The following is a 19,538-nucleotide window of genomic DNA, read 5'->3' as shown; positions in this document are numbered from 1 at the left end:
GGGTTGCGGCGGGCTTAACGATGCACTTATCCACGCACGATTCGTCGCGACAAGCGCGCATTTCGCCGCGTGCGGTGAACGGTGCGTGGGGCGCGACAGGGACGGCGCGGCGGCTCCATCAGGCGTCTAGAGCGGGGCTCGCCCTTGCTCGACCGTGATCGGAGGTTCGTCGATTGCCGTCTTGCAGACCAACAAGCGGGCTTGACTGCGTGCGGGGCTGCGGCAGTCTGTCCACCGACTTTCGATCTTAGGGGACTTCCATGACCGTAACCGCCACGCGCGGCGCCTCGCGCGCTGCCTTTGCCGCCTTGCTGCTTTCCGCTTCGGGCATCGCCTATGCCCAAAGCGTGCAGATCGTCCAGCCGGGCGCGCCGGGGCAGGCCAGCAAGACCCTGACCGCCGAACAGGCGACCAAGCTGGCGCAGGCGAGCTATCTCCCCTCCGATGTCGCCTTCATGCAGCATATGATCGTGCACCATCAGCAGGCGCTCGACATGGCCAAGCTGGTCAAGGACCGCACCAATACCGAGGATCTGGTGACGATCGCGGGCCGGATCGAATCCAGCCAGGCCGATGAAATCGCCTTCATGCAGACCTGGCTGAAGGAGCGCGGCGAGCCTGTCGAAGACCCGATGATGAAGGGCCACGGCGAACACATGCACCACATGATGAAGGGCATGGCCTCGCCTGAGGACATGAAGGCGCTGGCCGCGGCCAAGGGCGTCGCCTTCGACCGCCAGTTCCTGACCCTGATGATCGCCCACCACGAAGGCGCGGTCGACATGGTCGAAAAGCTGCTCGAAGAGGAAGGCACCGCTGCCGATCCGGTGCTCTACCAGTTCGTCGGCGATATCGACAGCGAGCAGACCAGCGAGATCAAGCGGATGGACAAGGTGCTGGCGCGCCTGTCGGAAGATCCGCGCTCGGGCCTTGCAGCCGGGTTCGACAATGCGGGCGAGGCGATCATGGGCCTCACCAAGGTCGCGACGCTGCCCAAGCCTGCCGGCTTCTTCAACCCCGCCAACCCTGCCGACCTGCGCCCGCCCGTCCCGCCCAAAAAGGACAAGGACGAGGGCGCAGCCGAAGCGGCAGCTGTTGAAGCCGCCGCTGCTGTCGAAGCCGCTGCCGCCGCGACCGAGGCTCCCGCCCCTGCCGAAGGCGCAGCGGTTGCCGCCGCCTCGCCCGCGCGCGAGGAGGAAGACCTCACCGAATACGCCGAACGCTCCCCGCTGCTCGATTTCGCCAACACCGACATGGCGTTCTTCGGCGATGTCATGGTGGCGGGCTCGTATCACGGGTTCAACATCTACAAGCTCGGCGTTGACGGGGTGCCGACCCTCAAGAGCAGCGTCGTGTGCCCCGGCGGTCAGGGCGACGTCTCGGTGGTCGGCAACATCCTCGTGATGAGCGTCGAGCAGACCCGCGGCCGTGTCGATTGCGGGCTGGAAGGCGCGCCGGGCAAGGTCAATGCGGAGCGTTTCCGGGGTCTGCGCATCTTCGACATCTCCGACCTTGCCCGCCCCGTGCAGGTCGGCGGCGTCCAGACCTGCCGCGGCAGCCACACCCACTCCATCGTCAGCGCCGATGACACGCGCCTGATCGTTTACAACTCGGGCACCGCCGGCATCCGCGACGGGGAAGAGCTGGCCGGCTGCGTCGGCGAAATCGCGGGCGACACCCGCACCGCGCTGTTCTCGATCGACGTGATCGAAATCCCGCTGGCCGATCCCTCCAAGTCGCGCATCGTCAAGAGCCCGCGGGTGTTTGCCGACGAGAAGACCGGCTCGATTGCGGGCCTGTGGACCGGCGGCGATCATGGCGACGACACCCAGAACACCGCGCCGACCGATCAGTGCCACGACATCACCGTCTTCCCCGCATTGAAGCTGGCGGCAGGCGCGTGTTCGGGCAACGGCATCCTGTTCGACATTGCCGATCCGCTGAACCCCAAGCGCATCGATGTCGTGACCGACACCGGCTTTGCCTATTGGCACTCGGCGACCTTCAACAATGATGGCACCAAGGTGATCTTCACCGACGAATGGGGCGGCGGCGGGCGTCCGCGCTGCAAGGCGTCCGATCCGGCCACGTGGGGCGCCAACGCGGTCTATGACATCGTCGACGGCAAGCTGGTGTTCCGCGCCCACTACAAAATGCCCGCGCCGCAGACCGACAAGGAGAACTGCGTCGCGCACAACGGATCGATTGTCCCCGTCCCGGGCCGCGATCTGTTTGCGCAGGCGTGGTATCAGGGCGGCCTCAGCGTGATGGACTTCACCGACAGCGCCAATCCCAAGGAAATCGCCTATTTCGACCGCGGCCCGATTGACGCCAAGCAGATGGTGCTGGGCGGATACTGGTCGGTCTATTGGTACAAGGGCCACATCTACGGCACCGAGATCACCCGCGGGATCGACGTCTTCACGCTGAAGCCGACCGAACACCTGACCAAGGCCGAAATCGCCGCCGCGCTGGGCGCCAAGTACGAGGACGACCGCTTCAACCCGCAGACCCAGACCCGCGTGACGTGGGACAAGCGCGTAATCGATGCCGCCAAGGCCAGCCGCAAGGGCGGCTGAGGCGCGCGGGGCTACTTACGAACGGCAGCTTTTTGAAATTTCGGTCAAAAAGCTGCCGTTCCGGTAACGACCCCATAGCGGCCCTCGAATACGATCGATATGTAACGATCTTTGGCGAGCCTAAGGAAAACGTATGCGGGTTCAATTTCATGGGCTGCGCTTCGATTTGCCGCCCGATTGGACGGACATCACGGATGATTTGATTGAAGGCGCTCCGCCGACGCTGGCTCGGCCTTTTGGTCGGGGTGTAATTCAGTTTTCGACCGCGACCTACCGCGGCGGCGCAAATCCAGAAGTCACGGTTGACAGCTTGCGAATGCTGCTTGGAGACTTTTTTGCCCGCAAATCTTTGAATTGTCGGCATTTTGAGGAAACTAACACGCGAGTTATGTCTGTTGGTTGTGTAGGCAGTGCAGCAGGCGAGGTTTTAGCCGCGTGGTATCTGTCGAACGGTCAAGACGTTGCGCTCGTTACCTACACGTCCATGGAGCCAACTGAGCCCGATGTGGCAACAGAGTTGGAGCAGACGCGTGGGCTCATTGCCTCAATCGAATTCTGATTCCCACTGCTGGTATGGCAGCTTTCCACCCACGAGCGGCCATGAGCGAGGCGGATGCGCGATCCCGATACCTGCCGGGCAGCTTCAGCGGGTTTCTCGCCGAAAGACGAAATTCTGAAAGCCACCCCATTGCTGCCGTTTCAAGAGAGGGCTAATTTGCGCCAGTGATCCGCGCTTTGCTCCTTTTGGTTCTGTCCCTTGCCGTGGGCGCCTGTGATGATGCTTGCACCAACGAAGTCATAACCCGACTGGTTTCGCCAGATGGCAAGCACGAAGCGGTGATGTTTCAACGCGACTGCGGCGCGACTAGCGGATATTCGACGCAAATCTCGATTGTGGGAGCCGGAGAAGCCCCAGAAGGAGGAGGTAATACGTTCCGCGCGGATGATGATCATGGGGCCGCAAAAGTCGGAGATTGGGGCGGCTCATGGGCTGAAATCAAATGGCTTGCTTCAGACCGCCTACTCATCCGGCATGCCGATAAGTCTCGGATCTTTGAACAGGATAATTCGGTTGCTGGCGTTTCGGTCAGCTACGAAACCGTCGCGATGTAAGCGGCAACTTCCCACCCACGAGCGGCCATGAGCGAGGCGGATGCGCGATCCCGATACCTGCCGGGCAGCTTCAGCGGGTTTCTCGCCGAAAGACGAAATTCTGAAAGCGACCCCGTTGCGGTCGTTTAGCCCGAATCATAAGCTTCGGAAATGATTACCCCGCCACCGACTCCGAGCCACGCAAGATTGGCGGCCTCAATCGAAGACCTGTATCGAGTGTTCTCTTCAAAGGCTCCGCCCCTCATCGAGGGGTGCCCCTGTTGTATCGACACGCGGAAGGTCGATGTTTTGCTCTCTAGCCCCCTCCGGGAACTGAATGGGGATCAGCTGTGGCGCTACATCACTGGCGCATACCTGACGGTAGGAGGGGACCGAGATTTTCGGTATCTGATGCCCCGGATTTTTGAGTTGGCCGCAGTTGGCCCTTTCGGCGTGCCGAACACGGAAATCGTGCTTGGCAAACTCGCTCTTGCCCGATGGGAAACATGGAAAGCGGCGGAGAGAGAGGCTGTTCTTGAGTTCATCGACGCATGGTTTTCCGTGGCGCTTGAGCGAGGCTCACTTCACGCGAACGACGGTTGGATCGACCAAACCGAGGCCATCTTGTGCGGCATGGCTCGCGCGGGCCTGCCAATCGTCGAATGGCTCATTCGATTGACCGAACCTGCCTACGAGCCGATCTTGGCAGACCTGCGGCAACGTAACCCGCGAGACCTTTCCCCTTTTTGGGATGACGCCCCGGACAGCTTCGCGCAATTATCGACGTTTCTTGCCGAAGGGGCGGCCTGACGGCAGTTAACCACCCACTTCTGGTCATCGGCACTCTCTCGCACATGACCTGAAAGCGGACCCGATCATTCCGATGCGCGCGCCCTCGACCCTAACCTGACGAGAACACGCCCGCGCTCCTTTGCAATTCCATGACGCGGCGCTAGGCGGTTTGCGTCGCGCCAACGGGGATTCGCATCCGATGAAGATCATGTCCGGCAATTCGAACTTGCCGCTCGCCCGGGCCATTGCGGCCTATCTCGAAATCCCGCTGACCGATGCCAGCGTGCGGCGCTTCTCGGACGAGGAAGTCTTCGTCGAGATTCACGAAAACGTGCGCGGGGAAGACGTGTTCGTCGTCCAGCCGACCAACTTCCCGGCCAACGACAACCTGATGGAACTGCTGATCTGCATCGATGCGCTGCGCCGTGCCTCGGCCAAGCGGATCACTGCGGTGGTGCCGTACTTCGGCTATGCCCGGCAGGACCGGAAGCCCGGCCCGCGCACCCCGATCTCGGCCAAGCTGGTGGCGAACCTGATTACCGAAGCGGGCGCTGACCGGATGCTGGCGGTGGACCTCCACGCCGGGCAGATCCAGGGCTTCTTCGATATCCCGACCGATAACCTCTATGCCGCGCCCGTCATGGCGGCTGATATTCAGGCGCGGTATGGCGATCAGGCGCTGATGGTGGTCTCGCCCGACGTCGGCGGCGTGGTGCGCGCGCGTGCGCTCGCCAAGCGGCTCGACAATGCGCCGCTCGCCATCGTCGACAAGCGCCGCGACCGTCCGGGCGAGAGCGAGGTGATGAACATCATCGGCGACGTTTCCGGCCGGCACTGCATCCTGATCGACGACATCGTCGATTCGGGTGGCACGCTGTGCAACGCGGCAGAGGCTTTGCTGGAAGGCGGGGCCAAGTCGGTCGCGGCCTACATCACCCACGGCGTGCTTTCGGGCGGGGCAGTGGCGCGGATCAACGGGTCGAGCCTCAAGGAGCTGGTGATCACGGATTCGATCCGGCCCACCGAAGCCGCCGAAGCCTCCGACCGCATCCGCATCCTGCCGATTGCGCCGCTGGTAGGCGAGGCGATCCGGCGGATTGCCGATGAAAGCTCGGTTTCCAGCCTGTTCGACTGACTTCGTCATTGCGAGCCGCAGGCGAAGCAATCCATGGCCCAACCTCTCGGCAAGCGGCGACGGCAGACCATGGATTGCCGCGTCGCTTCGCTCCTCGCAATGACGAAGGGGTGAAGCGATGTTCGACCCCTCCGAAATCCGCGCCCTCCTGATCGAAGCGGCCCGTGCGCGGCAGGCGTTCACCTATGGCGCATTGCTCAACATTCTCGGCCACGCCTTCACCCGCCCGCTGATGCGCCAGCTTTGCAAGGTGCTCGACCGGATCGACGAGGACGGGCGGGCGGCAGGCGAACCCGGTCTCGCGGTTCTGGTGGTGCGCCAGTCGGACGGGTTGCCGGGGCAGGGCTGGTTTGTCAGCCGCATCGGCGTGTACGACGACCTGCCGCGCGAATGGGAGGGGCCGGAAGCGCGCCGCTATACCGAGGCTCGACAGGCCGAGGCGTTCGATTATTGGGAAGCCCCATGACCGATAAAGATCTCGCCCTAGCCCTGCGCCTTGCCGATCTGGCAGGCGCTGCCATCCGCCCGCTGTTCCGCGGCCAATGGTCCGAGGAGAAGAAGGCCGACCGCAGCTTCGTCACCGAAGCGGACCGCGCCGCCGAAGCCGCGATGCGCCGGTTGATCGAAGCGGAGTTCTCCGCCGACGGGATCATCGGCGAGGAATATGGCACCCGCAACGAAGGCGCGGGCCGCCAGTGGGTTCTCGATCCGATCGACGGCACCACCAGCTTCATCGCCGGACGCCCGATCTTCGGCACGCTGATCGCCTTGCTGCAGGATGGCTGGCCGGTGCTGGGCATCATCGACCAGCCGATCAGCGGCGAACGCTGGGTGGGCCGCATCGGCCAGCCGACTTTGTTCAACGGCAAACCCGCCACGACCAAGCCGCTCAAGGAACTCGGTGACGCGGTGCTCGCCACCACCAGCCCGCATCTCTTCACCAATGAAGAGGCCGACGCCTTCATGTCGGTCGCCAAACAGGTCGCCGAAAAGAAGATCGTGTTCGGCGGGGACTGCTACAATTACGGCCTTGTGGCGAGCGGCCATGTCGACGTGGTGATCGAGGCCGGGCTGAAGCTCTATGACTATGCGGCGCTCGTCCCGGTGGTCGAAGGGGCGGGGGGCATGATGGCCGACTGGCAGGGCAACCCGCTCGACGCAGGGTCCGACGGCACGGTGATCGCGCTGGGCGATCCGGCGCGGCTTGAAGATGTGCTGGAGGCGATGGGCTGAAGCCCGTTCCCGGTCAGGCCAGCGTTGCGCCGCTGCAACAACATCCTGCATAATCAGCGCGGTACGCTTCGCAAATATTGTCACATCGGGATCAGCCGGTATTTGGGCCGCCGTCCTATTCCGGACAGTTTTGCAATTAGGGGCACTCATGAAAAAGTTGATCCTTGCCACCGCGCTTGGCGCGGCCATGGCAAGCCCTGCCTTCGCGCAGGAAGAAACCGGCAACACCTCGATGGCCCGCGACGGCTTCCGCATCGAAGCCCGCGCCACCTATGAAACGCCGACCGTCAGCAGCATCGAAGAGGAAGGCGACGTCTTCAAGATCGGCAGCGCCTTCGCATTCGGCGGCGAAGCCGGGTATGACTTCGCTGTCAGCGACACGGTCGTTGTCGGGCCCTACGCCCAGTACGAATTCTCGACCGTCGAATCCTGTGAAGAGGGCCTGTGCCTCAGCGCCGATGGCTACCTTGAAGCCGGTTTGCACGTCGGGCTCGCCACCAGCATTGACGGCCAGTTCTACGGCAAGGTCGGCTATGCCGAACAGGACTACACCTTCGAAGGCGCAGGCCTTGATGTCTCCGACAAGGGTTCGGGCTTTGCCTTCGCATTGGGCTACGAGCACAGCTTCGGCGCAAACTTCTACGGACGCGTCGAAGGCGGTTATGCCGATCTGGGCGAGGTCTTCACCATCAACACGCAGCGCCGCCACTTCGGCGTCGCGCTCGGCGCGCGCTTCTAAGCGACGCTGATGCATTCAAGGGGCGGTTCCGGTTGTCCGGAGCCGCCCTTTTTTGTGCCTATTCCGCCGCTTCGCGCGCCGACAGCGGCTCGCGCTTCCAGCCCCAGGCCAGCACGCAAGGGGGCACGTTGAACAGCGCCAGACCCGTATCGACCTGCTGGAAATGCGCCTGCGTCAGATCGCGGGCGGTGGGGCGGAACTGGTAGGTCATGAAGGCGCCGCCATCGCGTAGCACCGCGTAGGTCGCGGCGACGATCTCATCGGCCACTTGCGGGGGCAGGGACGAAAAGGGCAGGCCCGAGATAACGTAGTCTGCGTGGGCATGTCCGCTTGCCCGAACGAAGCTTTCGACATCGGCGGCGGAGCCGAGCACGGCTTCAAAGCGCGGATCGTCGATGGTCTTTCTGAGGAAGTCGACGAAGCGCGGGTTGGTATCGATCGCAAGCAAGCGTCCGTCAGGCGGCAGGCAATCGAGGATCCGCGTGGTGAAGGTGCCGACTCCTGGCCCGTATTCGACAAACAGCTTGCAGTGGTCCCAGTCGACCTTCGCCAGCATCGCGTCGATGGTGGCCTGCGACGAGGGGACGACCGAGGCGACCATGGCGGGGTGTTCGATAAACCCGCGCAGGAAGATCGCCGCCGAGCGCGCGAATCGCAGCAGCCCGTTGCTGCGGGGACGGGCGGGCGATGCGTTGAGTTTCTTCGTGTTCATGCGCATTCCCTACTAGGGGATTTGCAGCGCTGGGCAATGCAGGCAATGCAACTGGTGGCTCGTCCTGCCGACCGGAGTGCACCGCCTAACCCCGGCCAACCCTCTTGCCTTTCGCGCCCTCCCCGCCTAAGCGCGCGCACTTCACTGACACGAATCAATCAGCCAGCCTGGCGACAAGGGCTGCCATGGCCGGTTCCGACGTGTCTCAATCAGGAGATGAAAATGCCCAAGCTGAAGACCAAGAGCGGTGTGAAGAAACGCTTCAAGATCACCGCCACCGGCAAGGTCAAGCACGGCGTCGCTGGCAAGCGCCACCGGCTGATCAGCCACAACGCGAAGTATATCCGCACCAACCGTGGCACCTCGGTCCTGTCGGCCAATGATACGCCGACGATCAAGAAGTGGGCGCCCTACGGCCTCGATTGATGCGAGCGGCCATCGGCCCCGCTATCTCAAGATAAGGATATACTGATATGCCACGCATCAAACGCGGTGTTACCACCCGCGCAAAGCACAAGCGGATTCTGGACCAGGCCAAGGGCTATCGCGGTCGCCGCAAGAACACCATCCGCATCGCCCGTCAGGCGGTCGAAAAGGCTGGCCAATACGCCTACCGCGACCGCAAGGTTAAGAAGCGCACGTTCCGCGCCCTGTGGATCCAGCGCATCAACGCTGCCGTTCGCATGGAAGGCCTGACCTATTCGCAGTTCATGCACGGCATCAAGCTGGCCGGCATCGAACTCGATCGCAAGGCGATGGCCGATCTGGCCATGAACGAAGGCGGCGCCTTCAAGGCCGTGATCGCTCAGGCGAAGGCGGCACTGCCGGCCTAAGCGTTCCGGCTTCCCCCCGTACGACATTCAGGGGCGGGTTCCTTCGCGGGAGCCCGCCCCTTTTGCGTCCCGTTTTGTAGAAACCCGCCATCGGCCTTGTAGAACCGCGCCATCTGCGGCACTCTGCATCTATGGGGGATGGAGAACATCAGCGCGCCGCGCGCGGACCTTTGCTGCCGTCAGGGCAGCGGCTGACGGCTGAGTTCCGCGAGCCGCCGGAGGCTTTCGCGGGCTGCTTCACCACCTTCTACCACCTGACGCTCGATCTGCCCGAGGGCGGGGAAGCGCGGGTAACGGATTACCTCCAGCCCGAATGGGCCAATATCCGCTTCTTCTGCGGCACCGGCCCCGAGGCTGAAATTGCCGCCACGCGCGTCAGCGGGGCGCGGTTCGTCGGCACGGGGCCGAGCTCTCTGCCGTGCCGATTTTCGATGGGGCCGGTGCGGATGTGGGGGGTCGGCTTCCTGCCGCTGGGCTGGGCGCGATTTTTCAATGCCGATGCGAGTGCCTGCGCCAACGTCATCTGCGACGGCGCGGCGCACCCGGCTTTTGCCCATTTCGCCGGACTGACCGACGCGCTGTGCGATCCCGAGGCCACGCTTGACGAGCAATATGCCGCACTGGTCGCAGGCATGGCCGCCGCGATGCGCCCCAACCGTGACGAGCCGCGCATCGCCCGCGTCCATGGCGCGCTGGTGAGCGGGGACCACGCCTCCGTGCACGACCTGGCAGAAGCTTGCGGGATGAGCATGCGCACGCTGGAGCGCACCTGCATGCGCTATTTCGGCTTTTCGCCCAAGCTGCTGATGCGGCGCCAGCGCTTCATGCGCAGCCTCACCACCTTCATGCTCCATCGCGGCACCCGCTGGACCGAGGCGATGGACGCGGATTATCACGATCAGGCGCAATTCAGCCGCGAGTTTCGCGAGTTCATGACCATGAACCCGAGCGAATATGCCGCGCTCGACCATCCGATCCTGACCTCCTTCATGGAAGCCCGTGCGCGGGTATGGGGCAGCGCCGCACAGACCCTCGACCCGCCGCCGCCGCTGCGCTGACTGCGCTCGCGCGGCACTGGCGCTTTGCAATGCACGCGATTTGCCGCTAGCGGGCGGCGGCGAAATCCCGCGGGCAGAACATTCAGAACCATGACCGATATCACATCCCAGACCGAGGCCGCGCTGGCCGCGATTGCCGCAGCGAAGAGCCTCGATGCGCTCGAGACCGAGCGGCTCGAAACGCTCGGCAAGAAGGGCTGGGTGAGCCTTGCCCTGAAGACGCTGGGCGGCATGAGCCCTGATGAGCGTACTGTCGCAGCCCCCGCAATCCAGTCGGCCCGCGCCGCGATTGCCGAGGCGCTCGACGCGAAGAAAGCCGCGCTGGAAGCCGCCGCGCTTGAAGAGCAGCTGGCGCGCGAGACGATCGACCTCACTTTGCCTGCGCCCGCTGCCCCGAAGGGTTCGGTGCACCCCGTCAGCCAGGTGATGGACGAACTGGCCGAAATCTTCGCCGACCTCGGCTTCGCAGTCGCCACCGGCCCGGAGATCGAGGACGACTGGCACAATTTCACCGCGCTCAACATGGATGAAACCCACCCGGCGCGGGCGATGCACGACACGTTCTACTTCCCGGACAAGACCGCTGAAGGCCGCGAGATCCTGCTGCGCACCCACACCTCGCCGGTGCAGATCCGCTCGATGCTGGATCAGGGCGCGCCGATCCGCATCATCGCCCCGGGCCGCGTCTACCGCAGCGATAGCGACGCCACCCACACGCCGATGTTCCATCAGGTCGAAGGGCTGGTGATCGACCGCGATATCCACCTCGGTCACCTCAAGTGGACGCTGGAGACTTTCTTCAAGGCCTTCTTCGAGCGTGAGGACATCGTGCTGCGCCTGCGCCCGAGTTACTTCCCCTTCACCGAACCCAGCGTCGAGGTCGATGTCGGCTACTCGACCGAAGGTGGCCGCCGCGTGGTTGGCGGGCACGGCGACACGCCCGGCCATGCGTGGATGGAAATCGGCGGCAGCGGGATGGTCAATGCGCGCGTGCTTGCGTTCGCAGGCGTTGATCCTGCCGAATATCAGGGCTTCGCCTTTGGCCTCGGGATCGACCGGATCGCCATGCTCAAATACGGGATGAACGACCTGCGCGCCTTCTTTGATGGCGACCCGCGCTGGCTGGCGCATTACGGCTTCTCGCCCTTCGACCAGCCGACCCTGTCTGCCGGCGTGGGAGCACGCGCATGAAGTTCTCGCTGACCTGGCTCAAGGATTACCTCGAGACCACCGCCACTGTCGCCGAAATCTGCGATGCGCTGAATGCCATCGGGCTTGAGGTAGAGGGCGTGGAAGACCCGGCCGAGAAGCTCGCCGGTTTCCGCATCGCCCACGTGCTGACCGCCGCGCGCCACCCCGATGCGGACAAGCTGCAAGTGCTGACTGTCGACACCGGAGACGGCAACCCGCTGCAAGTCGTGTGCGGCGCGCCCAATGCGCGCGCGGGGATGAAGGGCGTGCTGGGCCTGCCCGGCGCGGTCGTTCCCGCCAATGGCATGGTGCTGCGCAAGAGCGCGATCCGCGGCGTCGAATCGAACGGCATGATGTGCTCGACGCGCGAGCTGGAACTGGGCGACGATCACGACGGGATCATCGAACTGCCCGGCGATGCGCCGGTCGGAACCAGCTTTGCCGATTACCACGGCGCCGATCCGGTGATCGAGGTCACGGTGACCCCCAACCGCCCCGACTGCATGGGCGTCTACGGCATCGCCCGCGATCTGGCGGCCAAGGGGCTGGGGACGCTGAAGCCGATTGCCATGCCCGCGTTCAGCGCGGCAGGCGCGTGCCCCGTCGAAATCCGCACCGACGATCCGGAAGGCTGCCCCGCCTTCTATGGCCGCGTGGTGAAGGGCGTGACCAACGGCACCTCGCCCGACTGGCTTCAGGCGCGGCTCAAAAGCGCGGGCCAGCGTCCGATCTCGCTGTTGGTGGACCTCACCAACTACCTGATGCTCGGCTTCGGGCGCCCAGCGCACGCCTATGACCTTGCCAAGCTGCAAGGCGCAGTGGTCGCGCGGCGCGCGCAGGACGGTGAAGAGGTGCTGGCGCTTAACGAGAAGACCTACACGCTCGACAGCGAGATGACCGTCATCGCCGACGACAACGGCGTGCACGACATCGCCGGGATCATGGGGGGCGAGCATTCGGGCGTCAGCGAGACGACCACCGATGTGCTGCTCGAAATCGCCTATTTCGATCCGGCGCGCATCGGTGCGACCGGGCGCAAGCTGGGGCTATCGTCCGACGCGCGCACGCGATTCGAGCGCGGGGTTGATCCCGAGTTCCTCGATCAGGGGCTCGATCTGCTCACCGGCCTGATCGTCGAGCTCGCAGGCGGCGCGCCCAGCGACATCATGCGCGCCGGTTCGCCGCCGACCACCGCCAAGGTGATCGCCTTCGACCCGGGCCTGACTGCGCGTCTTGGCGGGGTCGATGTGCCCGAGGGCGAGCAGCAGCGTATCCTCGAAAGCCTTGGCTTCTCGGTCAGCGCCGACTGGCAGGTGACCTGCCCGCTGCGCCGCAACGACATCGAAGGTCCGGCCGATCTGGTCGAGGAAGTCGTGCGCATCCACGGGCTCGACAAGGTGGCAAGTGTCGCGCTCCCCCGTGCCGAGGGCGTCGCCCGCCCCACCGCCACGCCGCAGCAGAAGCTGGAGCGGGGACTTCGCCGTGCTGCCGCCGCCAGCGGGCTGAACGAGGCGGTGACCTGGTCCTTCCTCCCCGAATGGGCGGCAGAGCATTTCGCGTCCGGTAACGAGCCGCCATGGGTGCTCGCGAACCCGATCAGCGAAGACCTCAAGGCCATGCGCCCCGCACTGCTGCCGGGTCTGCTGATGGCGGCCAAGCGCAATGCCGATCGCGGCGCGGCCTCCTCGCGCCTGTTCGAGATCGGACGGCGGTATTTCCGCGCGGCTGACGGTCTCAGCGAGGAGAAGCCGACGCTGGGCATCGTGCTGGCAGGCGAGAAGACCCCGCGCGGGTGGCAATCGGGCAAGGCCAAGGCCTTTGACGCCTATGACGCCAAGGCGCTGGCGTTCCAATTGCTGGAAGCGGCAGGGGCACCGGTTGGCAATCTGATGGTGATGGGTGAGGCGGGGGCGCAGTTCCACCCCGGCCAGTCGGCCACCCTGAGGCTTGGCCCCAAGGTGGTGCTGGCGCGCTTCGGGATGGTGCATCCGGCGACCTTGAAGGCCTTCGATGTCGACGGGCCGATTGCTGCGGTGGAGTTGTTCCTCGATGCGATCCCGGCCAAGAAGGGCGCAGCCTTTGCGCGTCCTGGCTTCACGCCGCCCGCATTGCAGGCCGTGACCCGCGACTTCGCCTTCCTCGTTCCGGCAACGCTGGCAGCGGGCGACCTCGTCCGCGCCGTGCAGGGGGCGGACAAGGCCTTCATCACCGGCGTGCGCGTGTTCGACGTTTTCGCAGGGCAGGGTGTGCCCGAGGGCCACAAGTCGATCGCCGTCGAAGTCACGCTCCAGCCGGGTGAGGCCAGTTTCAAGGACGCCGACCTGAAGGCCATCGCAGAGAAGGTCGTCGCGGCGGCCACCAAGCTGGGCGGGGAGCTGCGCGGATGAAAACGGCATTCGTCACCGGCGCCACCGCCGGAATCGGCCTTGCCACCGTGCGTCGTCTGGTCGCTGATGGTTGGCGCTGCGTTGCCACCGGGCGGCGGCAGGAGCGGCTGGACGCGCTGGTTGCCGAACTCGGCGCGGACAAGGTCCACGCAGTGTGCTTCGACGTGCGCGATACCGACGCGCTCGATGCCGCGCTCGCGGGCCTGCCCGAGGCTTTTCGCGACATCGACCTGCTGGTGAACAACGCCGGCCTCGCGCAGGGGCTTTCGGCGGCGCAGAACGCCAATCTCGACGACTGGCAGACGATGATCGATACCAACATCACCGCTATGGTGGTGCTGACCCGCAAGCTGCTGCCGAAGCTGATCGAACGGCGCGGGGCGATCATCGCCATCGGCTCGGTCGCGGGCAGCTATGTCTATCCGGGCGGCAATGTCTACGCTGGGTCCAAGGCCTTCGCGAACCACTTCACGCTCGCGCTGCGCGCCGATCTGCACGGCACCGGTGTGCGCGTCACCAGCATCGAGCCGGGCATGGTCGAGACCGAATTCACCGTGGTGCGCACAGGCAGCCAGCAGGCCTCCGACGATCTCTATCGCGGCGTCAACCCGATGACGGGCGAGGACATCGCCGACACCATCGGCTGGATCGCCAGCCTGCCGCCGCATCTCAACATCAACCGGATCGAGCTGATGCCGGTCAACCAGGACTTCGCGGGCTTCCGCGTCGCGCGCGACCCGCAATGACCTCCAACCGCCGCACCTTCGCGATCATTTCGCACCCTGACGCGGGCAAGACCACGCTCACCGAAAAGCTGCTGCTGCAAGGCGGCGCGATCCACCTTGCGGGCGAGGTCAAGGCGCGCGGGCAGGCGCGGCGGGCGCGGTCGGACTGGATGAAGATCGAGCAGCAGCGCGGGATCTCGGTGACGTCCTCGGTGATGACCTTCCAGAAGGACGGGATCGTCTTCAACCTGCTCGACACCCCGGGGCACGAGGATTTCAGCGAGGACACCTATCGCACGCTGACCGCGGTGGACTCAGCGGTGATGGTGATCGACGCGGCGAAGGGCATCGAGCCGCAGACCCGCAAGCTGTTCGAGGTCTGCCGCTTGCGGAGCGTGCCGATCATCACCTTCGTCAACAAGGTCGACCGCGAGGGGCGCGATCCCTTCGAGACGCTGGACGAGGTTGCCGACATGCTGGCGCTCGACGTCAGCCCGCAGATGTGGCCGATCGGGATGGGCGGCGAGTTCGAGGGCTTGCTCGATTTCGCCACAGAAACCGTCAGCCGCCCGGAAGGCCCGTCGCGCGAGTTCCTCGGCACCCGTGACACCGCTGCGATCCCCGAACGCTTCGCTGACGAGATTGAATTGGCGCGCGGCGGCTATCTGGAATTCGACATCGAGGCGTTCCGTCACGGCGATCTGACGCCCGTCTATTTCGGATCGGCGCTCAAGAACTTCGGCGTCAACGAGTTGATCGAGGCCATTGCGCGCTTTGCCCCGCCGCCGCGGCCCCAGCCCGCAGGCGCTGAGCAGATCAGCCCTGATCGCGACGAGGTCACCGGCTTCATCTTCAAGGTGCAGGCCAACATGGACCCCAACCACCGCGATCGTATCGCGTTCATGCGGCAGGTTTCGGGCACCTTCAAACGCGGCATGAAGCTGACGCCGTCAGGGCTGGGCAAGCCGATTGCGGTGCACTCGCCTATCCTGTTCTTCGCGCAGGACCGCGAGCTGGCGGATACGGCCGAGGCGGGCGATATCATCGGCATCCCCAACCACGGCACCTTGCGCGTGGGCGATACCTTGTCGGAGCGCAATCAGGTGCGCTTCACCGGCCTGCCCAACTTCGCGCCGGAAATTCTGCGCCGGGTGCAGCTGCGCGATCCGACCAAGACCAAGCAGTTGCGCAAGGCGCTGGATGACCTTTCGGAAGAGGGCGTGATCCAGGTGTTCTACCCCGAGATCGGCTCGGCCCACATCGTCGGGGTGGTCGGCCAGCTTCAGCTCGAAGTGCTGATCTCGCGGCTGGAGGCGGAATACAAGGTCGAAGCCGTGCTCGAGCCTTCGCCCTTCGCCACGGCGCGTTGGATCAAGGGCGACGACAAAACTCTCGACGAATTCGCCAGCTTCAACCGCGCCAATGTGGCCCGCGACCGCGACGGGGACATGGTGTTCATGGCCAAGAGCCCTTGGGACGTCAGCTATCAGGTCGAGAAGAACCCGCAGCTGACCTTCTCGGCCACGAAGGAACGGTAATCTTGCAGGACGGGCAGGTTCGCGGCATGGCATTTCCCATGCACGACACCGGCCCAACCTCGCAGACCTTCATCTCGCAGCGCCTCCGCCTGAACTACCTCGATTGGGGTGGTAGGGGCAAACCGCCACTGGTGCTGGTGCATGGCGGGCGCGATCATGCGCGCAGCTGGGATTGGACCGCCGAGGCGCTGCGCGAGGATTATCACGTCATCGCCATGGATCACCGCGGGCATGGCGACAGCGACTGGGTGTCGGACGGGGTCTATTCCGCCGCGGACATGGTCTATGACCTCGCGCAGCTGATCCATCAGTTGGGCGTCGGCCCGGTGCGGATGGTGGCCCATTCGATGGGCGGCAATGTCGCGCTGCGCTATGCGGGCGCTTTCCCCGACATGGTGAGCAAGCTGGTGGCGATCGAAGGGCTCGGCCCATCGCCCGAATGGCGCGAAAAGCAGCGCGCCGTGCCTTACCCTGAACGCCTCGCTGAATTTATCGAGAAGAAGCGCAAGGCAGCAGGCCGCTCCCCGCGCAAATATGAGAGCATCGAAGCCGCCTTTGCGCGGATGATCGAGGAAAACGCCTACCTCACCCCGGACCAGGCGCGGCATCTCACCGTCCACGGCGTCAACCGCAACGAGGACGGGACCTATAGCTGGAAGTTCGATCCCCACCTCAATGTCTGGCCGGTGGAGGACATCGGTGACGAGTTCATCGAGGCGCTGTGGGGCGCAATCACTTGCCCGACGCTGCTGCTCTACGGAGCAGATAGCTGGGCCTCGAACCCCGAGAAGGACGGGCGGATCGCCCACTTCAAGACCGCAAGCGTGATCGAGTTCGAGAAAGCGGGCCACTGGCTCCACCACGACCAGTTCGACCGCTTCATCGCAACACTGCGGGATTTCCTCTGAACCAAACCAAGGGCGGGTAGTGATGGCGGATTTTTTCGAGGCATTGAACGAAAAGCACATCGCCATGATCGCCGCCCAGCCGGTGTTCTTCGTGGCAACTGCGGCGGCAGAGGGGCGGATCAACCTCAGCCCCAAAGGGTATGACGCCTTTCGGGTGCTGTCGCCGACGCGGGTCGCCTACCTTGATCTCGGCGGGTCAGGGAATGAGACCCACGCGCATCTCGCCGCTGAACAGGCCGATGCGGGCCGGATTACGCTGATGTTCTGCAACTTCCAGCAGCCCGCGCTGATCCTCAGGATGTACGGGCGGGGGCGGGCGGTTTTGCCGCAGGACGCTGAATGGGAGGGCCTCGCAAGCCACTTCACGCTGCTGCCGGGAACGCGCCAGATCTTCGACATTGCGGTGGAGAGCGTGCAGTCCTCCTGCGGCTGGGGCGTGCCCTTCATGACGCTGGAGGGCGAGCGCGAGACGCTGAAGAAGGCGCATGGCCAGTCCGATCCTGACGCCTGGATCACCAAGATGGCCAAGCGCACCCGCAGCATTGATGGCCTGCCGACCCGCACGACGGATCGCTACATTGCGGGCGAATGAGCTGCCCTGCGCCAAAAATTGCCTAACCGTTAATCACGTGATTAAATTATAGGCAGGCATTCTTCCGCAGGTGCGAAGAAACGCGCTGATTCCGCTGCGTCAGTACCATTACACAAATATGGCACGCTTGTTGCTGTGACTGAGTTGGCCGGAATGTCCGGTGCAACAGGGGCCACAGATGAAGTTCATCATCGCCATCATCAAGCCGTTCAAGCTCGACACCGTTCGTGAGGCGTTGAGCGGTATCGGCATCGCCGGTCTGACCGTGACCGAGGTCAAGGGCTTTGGTCGCCAGAAGGGCCAGACCGAAATCTACCGCGGTGCGGAATACTCCACCAACATGCTTCCCAAGGTGAAGCTCGAGATCGCTGCCAGCGACGATATCGCCGCGCAGGTGGTCGAAACCATCCAGCAGACCGCCAACACCGGGGCGATCGGCGACGGCAAGATCTTCGTACTCGATCTCGCGTCTGCCACCCGCATCCGTACCGGCGAGTCCGGCGAAACCGCGCTGTAAGGGGACCCATTCAATGAAGCGCATTCTCTCCAAAACCGCGATGCTGGCGACCGGGGCGGTCATGCTGGCGGCGCCGGCTTTCGCTGCGCCTGTGGCAGACGCAGCCGCCGCGGCACCCGCCGCGTTCACGCCCACCGCCGAAATGGTCAACAAGGGCGACGTCGCCTGGATGATGGTCTCGACCGCGCTGGTCCTGATGATGAGCGTCCCCGCACTCGCATTGTTCTACGGCGGCCTGGTGCGCGCCAAGAACATGCTGAGCGTGCTGATGCAGGTGCTCACCATCGTCTGCGTTGCTGCACTGGTATGGTTCGGCTGGGGCTACTCGATGGCCTTCACCTCCACCGGAACGCCGTTCCCGGCGCTGTTCGGCGGGCTCGACAAGGCGTTCCTCAAGGGCGTTTCGGTCTCCTCGCTGGCCGCCACCTTCTCGAACGGGGTTTACCTGCCCGAGCTGGTCTTCGTGATGTTCCAGATGACCTTCGCCTGCATCACGCCGGCGCTGATCGTCGGAGCCTTTGCCGAGCGTGTGAAGTTCACCTCGCTGATCCTCTTCGTGGTCGCGTGGATGACGCTCGCCTATTTCCCGATCGCGCACATGGTGTGGTACTGGGCTGGCCCGGACTTCCTGCACACCGCGCCGACCGACATGGGTCTGCTGTGGGGCTGGGGCGCGCTCGACTTCGCCGGCGGCACCGTGGTGCACATCAACGCCGGGATTGCTGGACTGATCGGCTGCCTCATCATCGGCCCGCGCATCGGCTACAAGAAAGAGCCCATGCCCCCGCACAACCTGGTGATGACCATGATCGGCGCCAGCCTGCTGTGGATCGGCTGGTTCGGGTTCAACGCCGGCTCGGCGCTCGAATCCAATGCCTTCGCCGCTCTCGCCTTCATCAACACCTTCGTTGCCACCGCGGCAGCAGGTGCGGCTTGGGCGATCATCGAACAGATCACCCACAAGAAGCCCTCGCTGCTTGGCGCGGTCTCGGGTGTGGTGGCTGGCCTTGTGGCGATCACCCCGGCGGCGGGCTTTGCCCACCCCGGCACCGCGATCATCCTCGGCGCTGTGGCTTCGGTGGTCTGCTACTTCTTCGTCACCACGGTGAAGAACAAGCTGAACTACGACGACAGCCTCGACGTGTTCGGCATCCATGCCGTGGGCGGGATTGTCGGCGCGATCGGCACCGGCATCGTCGCTGACCCCGCGCTCGGCGGTCAGGGCTGGATCGACTACACCGCTCCGGTGGCTGTGGCTGGCGAGTTCGACATGGTCGGGCAGGTCATCACCCAGTGCTGGGCCGTGGGGACCACCATCGTGTGGACCGGCGTTGTCTCGGCCGCGCTGTTCCTGATCCTCAAGTACACTCTGGGCCTGCGCCCGGACGCCGAAGCCGAAACCAACGGCCTCGACATCTCCGAACACGGGGAGCGCGCCTACAACTAAGCCGGGAGCATCGCGCAAAAAGTGGGCACCGGTTTTTGCCCTTCGCGATGCGACCAACAA

Annotated in this window: 20 protein-coding genes; 19 read left to right on the top strand and 1 reads right to left on the bottom strand. The window is 64.4% G+C overall.

All coding sequences use genetic code 11. The annotated features are described in order from the left end of the window. Positions 1 to 260 precede the first annotated feature (260 nt). The 8 genes from KVF90_RS02070 (at position 261) to KVF90_RS02035 (ending at position 7,570) form a co-directional block, all read left to right on the top strand. Entirely contained in the window at positions 261 to 2,579 is a 2,319-nt protein-coding gene (locus tag KVF90_RS02070; RefSeq protein ID WP_264393195.1) for a DUF305 domain-containing protein, read from the top strand. 133 nt (positions 2,580 to 2,712) lie between these two features. After that, entirely contained in the window at positions 2,713 to 3,138 is a 426-nt protein-coding gene (locus KVF90_RS02065; RefSeq protein WP_264393194.1) for a hypothetical protein, read from the top strand. A gap of 164 nt (positions 3,139 to 3,302) precedes the next feature. Next, complete coding sequence (locus KVF90_RS02060) at positions 3,303 to 3,692, top strand: hypothetical protein (RefSeq protein WP_264393193.1); 390 nt, start codon at positions 3,303 to 3,305, stop codon at positions 3,690 to 3,692. Positions 3,693 to 4,082: 390 nt separating this feature from the next. Beyond that, positions 4,083 to 4,481, top strand: coding sequence for a hypothetical protein (locus KVF90_RS02055; protein WP_264393192.1), 399 nt, complete (start codon positions 4,083 to 4,085; stop codon positions 4,479 to 4,481). Between the two features lie 181 nt (positions 4,482 to 4,662). Then, the gene (locus KVF90_RS02050; protein ID WP_264393191.1) at positions 4,663 to 5,598 is read left to right on the top strand and encodes a ribose-phosphate pyrophosphokinase; all 936 of its coding nucleotides are present in this window, start codon (positions 4,663 to 4,665) and stop codon (positions 5,596 to 5,598) included. A 118-nt stretch (positions 5,599 to 5,716) separates the two neighbouring features. After that, positions 5,717 to 6,064 (top strand): ribose-phosphate pyrophosphokinase, encoded by a 348-nt coding sequence (locus tag KVF90_RS02045; RefSeq protein WP_264393190.1) that lies wholly within the window; start codon positions 5,717 to 5,719, stop codon positions 6,062 to 6,064. Beyond that, positions 6,061 to 6,831, top strand: a complete 771-nt coding sequence (gene hisN, locus KVF90_RS02040; protein ID WP_264393189.1) for a histidinol-phosphatase — start codon at positions 6,061 to 6,063, stop codon at positions 6,829 to 6,831. The genes KVF90_RS02045 and hisN overlap by 4 nt, the downstream gene beginning before the upstream one ends. Positions 6,832 to 6,979: 148 nt before the next feature. Beyond that, positions 6,980 to 7,570 (top strand): porin family protein, encoded by a 591-nt coding sequence (locus KVF90_RS02035; protein ID WP_264393188.1) that lies wholly within the window; start codon positions 6,980 to 6,982, stop codon positions 7,568 to 7,570. Positions 7,571 to 7,628: 58 nt separating this feature from the next. Here the strand turns inward: KVF90_RS02035 and KVF90_RS02030 are convergent, their stop codons facing one another. Next, positions 7,629 to 8,282 (bottom strand): class I SAM-dependent methyltransferase, encoded by a 654-nt coding sequence (locus KVF90_RS02030; protein WP_264393187.1) that lies wholly within the window; start codon positions 8,280 to 8,282, stop codon positions 7,629 to 7,631. 222 nt (positions 8,283 to 8,504) lie between these two features. On the opposite strand from KVF90_RS02030, the gene rpmI reads away from it, so the two are divergent. The 11 genes from rpmI (at position 8,505) to KVF90_RS01975 (ending at position 19,478) form a co-directional block, all read left to right on the top strand. Continuing rightward, complete coding sequence (gene rpmI / locus KVF90_RS02025; RefSeq protein ID WP_026092007.1) at positions 8,505 to 8,708, top strand: 50S ribosomal protein L35; 204 nt, start codon at positions 8,505 to 8,507, stop codon at positions 8,706 to 8,708. Positions 8,709 to 8,755: 47 nt separating this feature from the next. Further along, on the top strand, positions 8,756 to 9,115 hold the full coding sequence (gene rplT / locus KVF90_RS02020) for a 50S ribosomal protein L20 (protein WP_264393186.1): 360 nt from the start codon (positions 8,756 to 8,758) through the stop codon (positions 9,113 to 9,115). Positions 9,116 to 9,246: 131 nt separating this feature from the next. Continuing rightward, positions 9,247 to 10,173, top strand: coding sequence for a helix-turn-helix domain-containing protein (locus KVF90_RS02015; RefSeq protein ID WP_264393185.1), 927 nt, complete (start codon positions 9,247 to 9,249; stop codon positions 10,171 to 10,173). A gap of 90 nt (positions 10,174 to 10,263) precedes the next feature. After that, positions 10,264 to 11,364, top strand: a complete 1,101-nt coding sequence (gene pheS, locus KVF90_RS02010) for a phenylalanine--tRNA ligase subunit alpha (RefSeq protein ID WP_264393184.1) — start codon at positions 10,264 to 10,266, stop codon at positions 11,362 to 11,364. Continuing rightward, positions 11,361 to 13,751, top strand: coding sequence for a phenylalanine--tRNA ligase subunit beta (gene pheT / locus KVF90_RS02005; protein WP_264393183.1), 2,391 nt, complete (start codon positions 11,361 to 11,363; stop codon positions 13,749 to 13,751). Before pheS ends, pheT begins: the two co-directional genes overlap by 4 nt. After that, complete coding sequence (locus KVF90_RS02000) at positions 13,748 to 14,497, top strand: SDR family NAD(P)-dependent oxidoreductase (RefSeq protein ID WP_264393182.1); 750 nt, start codon at positions 13,748 to 13,750, stop codon at positions 14,495 to 14,497. Before pheT ends, KVF90_RS02000 begins: the two co-directional genes overlap by 4 nt. Then, positions 14,494 to 16,014 carry a peptide chain release factor 3 gene (locus KVF90_RS01995; protein WP_264393181.1) on the top strand — a complete coding sequence of 507 codons (1,521 nt, stop codon included), beginning with the start codon at positions 14,494 to 14,496 and terminating at the stop codon, positions 16,012 to 16,014. Before KVF90_RS02000 ends, KVF90_RS01995 begins: the two co-directional genes overlap by 4 nt. 38 nt (positions 16,015 to 16,052) lie before the next feature. After that, a complete protein-coding gene (locus tag KVF90_RS01990) occupies positions 16,053 to 16,922 on the top strand; it encodes an alpha/beta fold hydrolase (RefSeq protein ID WP_264393180.1) in 870 nt (289 codons plus the stop codon). A gap of 22 nt (positions 16,923 to 16,944) precedes the next feature. After that, entirely contained in the window at positions 16,945 to 17,514 is a 570-nt protein-coding gene (locus KVF90_RS01985; protein ID WP_264393179.1) for a pyridoxamine 5'-phosphate oxidase family protein, read from the top strand. A gap of 178 nt (positions 17,515 to 17,692) precedes the next feature. Further along, complete coding sequence (locus KVF90_RS01980; RefSeq protein WP_264393178.1) at positions 17,693 to 18,031, top strand: P-II family nitrogen regulator; 339 nt, start codon at positions 17,693 to 17,695, stop codon at positions 18,029 to 18,031. A 13-nt stretch (positions 18,032 to 18,044) separates the two neighbouring features. Continuing rightward, on the top strand, positions 18,045 to 19,478 hold the full coding sequence (locus KVF90_RS01975; protein WP_264393177.1) for an ammonium transporter: 1,434 nt from the start codon (positions 18,045 to 18,047) through the stop codon (positions 19,476 to 19,478). The last annotated feature ends 60 nt before the right edge of the window (positions 19,479 to 19,538 follow it).

This window comes from Porphyrobacter sp. ULC335 (genome assembly GCF_025917005.1).
GTDB lineage: Bacteria > Pseudomonadota > Alphaproteobacteria > Sphingomonadales > Sphingomonadaceae > Erythrobacter.
This window is presented reverse-complemented; position numbering and strand designations above follow the sequence as displayed.

Bases quoted from the DNA above. Each gene is read 5' to 3' on its own strand.
- KVF90_RS02065 (WP_264393194.1), top strand. From the start codon at position 2,713: ATGCGGGTTCAATTTCATGGGCTGCGCTTCGATTTGCCGCCCGATTGG.
- KVF90_RS02000 (WP_264393182.1), top strand. From the start codon at position 13,748: ATGAAAACGGCATTCGTCACCGGCGCCACCGCCGGAATCGGCCTTGCC.
- rplT (WP_264393186.1), top strand. From the start codon at position 8,756: ATGCCACGCATCAAACGCGGTGTTACCACCCGCGCAAAGCACAAGCGG.
- rpmI (WP_026092007.1), top strand. From the start codon at position 8,505: ATGCCCAAGCTGAAGACCAAGAGCGGTGTGAAGAAACGCTTCAAGATC.
- KVF90_RS01980 (WP_264393178.1), top strand. From the start codon at position 17,693: ATGAAGTTCATCATCGCCATCATCAAGCCGTTCAAGCTCGACACCGTT.
- KVF90_RS01995 (WP_264393181.1), top strand. From the start codon at position 14,494: ATGACCTCCAACCGCCGCACCTTCGCGATCATTTCGCACCCTGACGCG.
- KVF90_RS01990 (WP_264393180.1), top strand. From the start codon at position 16,053: ATGCACGACACCGGCCCAACCTCGCAGACCTTCATCTCGCAGCGCCTC.
- KVF90_RS02015 (WP_264393185.1), top strand. From the start codon at position 9,247: ATGGGGGATGGAGAACATCAGCGCGCCGCGCGCGGACCTTTGCTGCCG.
- KVF90_RS02035 (WP_264393188.1), top strand. From the start codon at position 6,980: ATGAAAAAGTTGATCCTTGCCACCGCGCTTGGCGCGGCCATGGCAAGC.
- KVF90_RS01975 (WP_264393177.1), top strand. From the start codon at position 18,045: ATGAAGCGCATTCTCTCCAAAACCGCGATGCTGGCGACCGGGGCGGTC.
- KVF90_RS02045 (WP_264393190.1), top strand. From the start codon at position 5,717: ATGTTCGACCCCTCCGAAATCCGCGCCCTCCTGATCGAAGCGGCCCGT.
- KVF90_RS02050 (WP_264393191.1), top strand. From the start codon at position 4,663: ATGAAGATCATGTCCGGCAATTCGAACTTGCCGCTCGCCCGGGCCATT.
- KVF90_RS02070 (WP_264393195.1), top strand. From the start codon at position 261: ATGACCGTAACCGCCACGCGCGGCGCCTCGCGCGCTGCCTTTGCCGCC.
- KVF90_RS02030 (WP_264393187.1), bottom strand. From the start codon at position 8,282: ATGAACACGAAGAAACTCAACGCATCGCCCGCCCGTCCCCGCAGCAAC.
- pheT (WP_264393183.1), top strand. From the start codon at position 11,361: ATGAAGTTCTCGCTGACCTGGCTCAAGGATTACCTCGAGACCACCGCC.
- hisN (WP_264393189.1), top strand. From the start codon at position 6,061: ATGACCGATAAAGATCTCGCCCTAGCCCTGCGCCTTGCCGATCTGGCA.
- KVF90_RS01985 (WP_264393179.1), top strand. From the start codon at position 16,945: ATGGCGGATTTTTTCGAGGCATTGAACGAAAAGCACATCGCCATGATC.
- pheS (WP_264393184.1), top strand. From the start codon at position 10,264: ATGACCGATATCACATCCCAGACCGAGGCCGCGCTGGCCGCGATTGCC.
- KVF90_RS02055 (WP_264393192.1), top strand. From the start codon at position 4,083: ATGCCCCGGATTTTTGAGTTGGCCGCAGTTGGCCCTTTCGGCGTGCCG.